Here is a 5,138-nt window from a genome sequence, read left to right on the forward strand (position 1 = left end):
CAGCACCTGGACGGACGAACAATGGCAGGCCATCGCCGTCCGCGGCTGTTCCACGCTTGTGGCCGCCGCTGCGGGCTCCGGGAAAACGGCCGTGCTGGTCGAGCGGATTATCCGCCGCATTTCGGACGAGCGCGCGCCGCTCGACGTAGACCGGCTGCTGGTCGCTACGTTCACCAAGGCGGCGGCGGCGGAAATGCGCCACCGGATCAGCGAGGCGCTGGAGAAGGCGCTGGCGGACAACCCGGGCTCGGATCACCTGCGCAAGCAGCTTGCGCTGATGCCGCAGGCATCGATTACGACGCTGCACTCCTTTTGCATGGAGGTCATTCAGAGGCATTACCAGCGGATCGGGCTCGATCCGAACTTCAGAATAGCCAATGAAACGGAAAGCGCGCTGATGCGGCAGGATTTGCTGGAGGAGCTGCTGGAGGAACGGTATGGCGAAGCCGGGGAAGGCGATTTGTTCTGGCGGCTCGCGGATTCGTTCAGCGGGGACAAAAACGACGACGCGCTGTTCTCGCTCGTCCAGCGGCTGTATGACGATTCACGGAGCCACCCGTGGCCGGAGCATTGGCTGAACGAGTGCGTCCGCATGTTCGAGCGGCCCGTCGCTTCCGGCGACAATCCGTGGCTGGCCAGCCTGCTTGCGTACGTCCGCTTGGAGCTGCAGGCCATGGCATCCAGACTTCGGGAGGCGGTGCGGATCGCGGAGCAGCCCGGAGGACCGGCGCCGTATTTGACGAATCTTCAAGATGACGCCGCGGTCGTCGGCGGGCTGCTGGAGCTGGCCGACGCAGGCGCGTGGGAACCGCTGTATCAAGCGTTTCAGGGCGCCGCTTTCGGCAAGCTGAAGCCTTGCCGGGGGGACGGCTTCGACAAAGCGCTGCAGGAGCAAGTGAAGGACATGCGGGGCGAGGTCAAAGACCGGCTGAGCGAGCTGAAGGAAGAGCTGTTCGGACGGACACCGGAGCGGTATGAGGAAGAGCTTCGGACAATGAGGCCGCTCATGGAGGCGCTGGTCGCTCTGGTGATTGATTTCGGCGAGCGGTACCGGACGGCCAAAATGAGCAAGCGGCTCGTCGATTTTGCGGACTTGGAGCATTTTTGCCTGAAAATCCTCAGCGCCGACGAGTCGCTGCCGGGGAATCCCGTTCCTTCCGAGGCAGCGTTGGAATACCGCGAGCAGTTCGCCGAGGTACTGCTGGACGAGTACCAGGATACGAACCGCGTTCAAGAAGCGATAGTCCAACTGATCGCCAAAGACGCACCGGGCAACCGGTTTATGGTTGGGGACGTCAAGCAAAGCATTTACCGGTTTCGCTTGGCGGAGCCGGGCTTGTTTCAGGAGAAATACAAAAGCTACCGTACCGATGGCGGCGGGCCGGGGCGGCGCATCGATCTGGCGCGCAACTTCCGCAGCCGCCGTCAAGTGGTGGACGGCACGAATTTTATTTTCCGCCAGCTGATGCACGGAGACGTCGGCGAGATCGACTACGACGAGCGGGCGGAGCTCGTTTACGGCGCCGGCTATCCCGAGCCGCCGAATGCAAGCGGCGCATTTGCGGCCGAGCTTGTGCTGATCGACCGGACGCCGCAGGATGCCGGGGGGCCGGGAGAGAACGCGGGGGATTCCCCGGAAGGCGTTGCCGCCGGGACCGAGGAGTCCGCCGACGAGGCGGCAGCGGAAGTGCGGGAGCTGGAAACGGTGCAGCTCGAAGCGCGGTATATCGCAGGGCAAATCCGCGAGATGATGGGAATGGATGGCGGAAGGCGCCGGCAGGTATACGACAAATCCGCCAAAGGCATGCGCGACGCCCAGTTCCGGGACATCGTCGTTTTGCTGCGGGCGACGCAGCAGTGGGCGCCCGTCATGATCGAGGAGCTGCGGCAGCAGGGCATTCCCGCTTACGCGGAGCTGAGCACCGGCTATTTTACAGCGGTTGAAGTGCAAATGATATTGTCGCTGCTCAAAGTGATCGACAATCCGTATCAGGACATTCCGCTGGCCGCCGTACTGCGTTCTCCGATCGTGGGGCTCGACGCCGAGGAATTGGCGCATATCCGCATATGCCGGCCGCACGGGGCGTATTTCGACGCGGTGAGGGCGTACGCGCCGAGAGAGGCTGCGGATTCCGAACCGGCCTGCCAAGACAGGAGCGCCGAACCAACCGCGGCCTTCGAGACCGACGGGGCGGAGCCGGCCTGCGAGAGCGATGGGAATGGAGTTGGATTTCAGCGGAACCCGGAAACGCGGCGCAAGCTGCGGACGTTTCTCGATTGGCTCGGGCAGTGGCGCCTGCAGTCGCAGCAAAGCTCGCTGGCTGATTTGATTTGGGACATTTACCGGAAAACCGGCTATTTCGATTTTGTCGGCGCCATGCCCGGCGGCCCGCAGCGGCAGGCCAATTTGCGGGCGCTTTACGACCGGGCGCGGCAATACGAAGAGACGTCGTTTCGGGGGCTGTTCCGGTTTTTGCGTTTTGTCGAGCGGATGCAGGACAACGGCGGCGATCTGGGAACGGCTCGGGCGCTTGGCGAGCAGGAGGACGTCGTCCGCATCATGACGATCCATAAAAGTAAAGGATTGGAATTCCCCGTTGTTTTCGTCGCCGGAATGGCCAAGGCGTTCAACCGTCGGGATTTGACGGACAGCTTTTTGCTGCACAAGGAGCTTGGCTTCGGGCCGAAGCTGATGGAGACGGACACCCGCGTCAGTTATCCGACCTTACCGTGGCTGGCGATCCGGCGCAAAATCGAAATGGAAATGCTGGCCGAAGAAATGCGCGTGCTGTATGTGGCGCTGACCCGGGCCCGAGAGAAGCTTATCCTGATCGCGTCGGTCAAAAATTTGCAGAAGCAGCTGGAAGCGTGGGGGCGCTTTGTCCTGCACGACCGCTTGACGCTGCCGGATGATGCGCTGGCAGGCGCGCGCTGTTATTTGGATTGGCTCGGTCCGGCGCTGATCCGGCACCCTGACGCGGAACCGCTCCGGGAAGCGGCCGGTCTGGACTATCGGCTCTGGCCGTTCATGGACGGCGAGCCGTCCGAATGGCAGGTGCGCTTACTGAGGCCGGAGCTGTTCGCCGGAATGTCCCAGGCTGCGGCGGCGGTGAGCTTCGCCGATCCCCGCTGGCAGTCGGTGGTCCGTCAGGAGCCGGTCGACGAAACGGAGCGTTGGGAGCACGAAGTATGGCGGCGCTTATCCTGGAGCTATCCCCGGGAGGAGGCGACGCTGGTGCTGTCCAAAACGTCCGTTACGGAGCTGAAGCGGCATTCGGAGCACCGGAAGCTGCTTGAGCTGTTATCGGACGAGCCGTCTGCGGCATTATGGCCGGGCGTCGGGGCGGAGTCCGGAGAACCGGCAAAGGAAGAAAGTTCGAAGCGAGGGGCGGATGGCGCGGCTTTTCACAAAGTGATTGTCCGGAGACCGCGCTTTATGGAGCGGCGCGAGCCGAATGCGGCCGAGCGCGGAACGGTGTTTCATACCGTGATGCAGCATATGCCGATGGACCGGCCTCCCTCGGAATCCGACGTCCGCGAGCTGCTGGCCTCACTGGTGCAGCGCGAGCTGTTGACGGAGGCGCAGTGCGGTCTGGTCGACCCTGCGGTGATCGTGACGTTCTTTGAAAGCGAGCTGGGCCAGCGTCTGCTTCGCGCCAAGCGGGTGCACCGGGAAACGCCGTTCAGCTTCGGGCTGCCCGCGCGCGACGTCTACGGCCCGGAACGGGGCGGCTTATCGGATGAGACGGTGATGCTGCAGGGCGTGATCGACTGTCTGATCGACGAAGGCGAAGGTCTCGTGCTGGTAGACTTCAAGACGGACCGGCTGAAAGGCGCGTCTCCGCTTCGGGTGGCGGAAAAATACCGGCTGCAGCTTGATCTGTACGCCAGAGCCGTCGAGACGATCTGGAAGCGGCCGGTGACCGGAAAATATATCTTTTTATTCGATGGCGCTCATGTGGTGCAGCTGTAGCAAAGCATAAATCGGCTTAAACCAAGCACTGCCTCATATTAGGGAAGGAAGGAAAAACCATGCGGATATTGCATACGGCGGACTGGCATTTCGGCCGGACGCTGGAAGGAAGAAGCCGGCTCGCCGAGCAGGAGGCGTTCGTCGACGAGCTGGCCCTTCTCGTAAAGGACCAGCAGATCGATCTGGTGCTGCTTGCAGGAGACGTCTACGATTCGGTGAATCCTCCGGCCGCCGCTGAGCAGCTGTTTTACGATGCGCTGGCGCGTCTGTCGGATCAAGGCCGCAGGCCGGTATACGTCATCGCGGGCAATCACGATCACCCCGACCGGCTGGCCGCCGCCGACCCGCTCGCGCACAAGCTTGGCGTCACGCTGGTCGGTCTGCCTGAAGCGCGGGTGCATACGGTGGACATCCGGCGCACAGGTGAAACGGCGGCGCTGTTCGCGCTGCCGTATCCGTCCGAGTCGCGGCTGCGCGAGCTGCTGTCGGAGGGGGCCGACGAGACGCTGCTGCGGGCCGTCTATTCCGAGCGGGTACGGCATATCGTCGCGGAGCAGGCGAAGCATTACCGCGCAGATACGGTCAACTTGCTCATGAGCCATCTCTATGTGCTGGGCGGGCAGGAAACGGAATCGGAGCGGCCGATTCAAGTCGGAGGCGCTTATACGGTCGATACTTCGGCGCTGGAAGCCGGAGCGCAGTACGTCGCTCTCGGCCACTTGCACCGGCCGCAAGCTTTGAAGTCGGAGAAGACGACGATCCGCTACAGCGGCTCGCCGCTGGCCTATAGCTTTTCGGAGGCCGGTCAGGCCAAATCGGTCACGGTGCTTGATCTGAAGCCCGGCGCGACTCCGCAATTGGAGGAAATCTTCCTTTCCAGCGGGCGTCCGCTGGTGGAATGGAAAGCCAAGGGCGGGCTGGCGGAGGTTCATCGTTGGTTGGACGAAGGCAAGGATGCCAACGCTTGGATCGATTTGGAGGTTCACTTGCAGGAGACGATGTCGATGGAGCAGCTGCACCGTCTGCGGCTGGCCCGGGACGGGTTTATTCATATCCGCCCGGTGTATCCGGATTTGGAGGCGTCGCTGCAGGAAGCCGTGTCGGCGACGAAGCTGCCGATGGACGAGCTGTTCCGCCGCTTCTACGAGCGGCAGACCGGCGGGGC

At 62.9% G+C, this 5,138-nt stretch carries 2 protein-coding genes; both read left to right on the top strand.

The features are described from left to right. Positions 1 to 3,973 (top strand): helicase-exonuclease AddAB subunit AddA (gene addA, locus PEH01S_RS33875; RefSeq protein WP_127490421.1); only part of this gene is annotated, 3,973 nt, incomplete at its 5' end. Positions 3,974 to 4,032: 59 nt separating this feature from the next. After that, a partial coding sequence (locus PEH01S_RS33880) for an exonuclease SbcCD subunit D (protein ID WP_164828143.1) occupies positions 4,033 to 5,138 on the top strand: 1,106 nt, incomplete at its 3' end.

Origin of the sequence: Paenibacillus ehimensis NBRC 15659 (genome assembly GCF_004000785.1) — a bacterium.
Taxonomy (GTDB): Bacteria; Bacillota; Bacilli; order Paenibacillales; family NBRC-103111; genus Paenibacillus_G; species Paenibacillus_G ehimensis.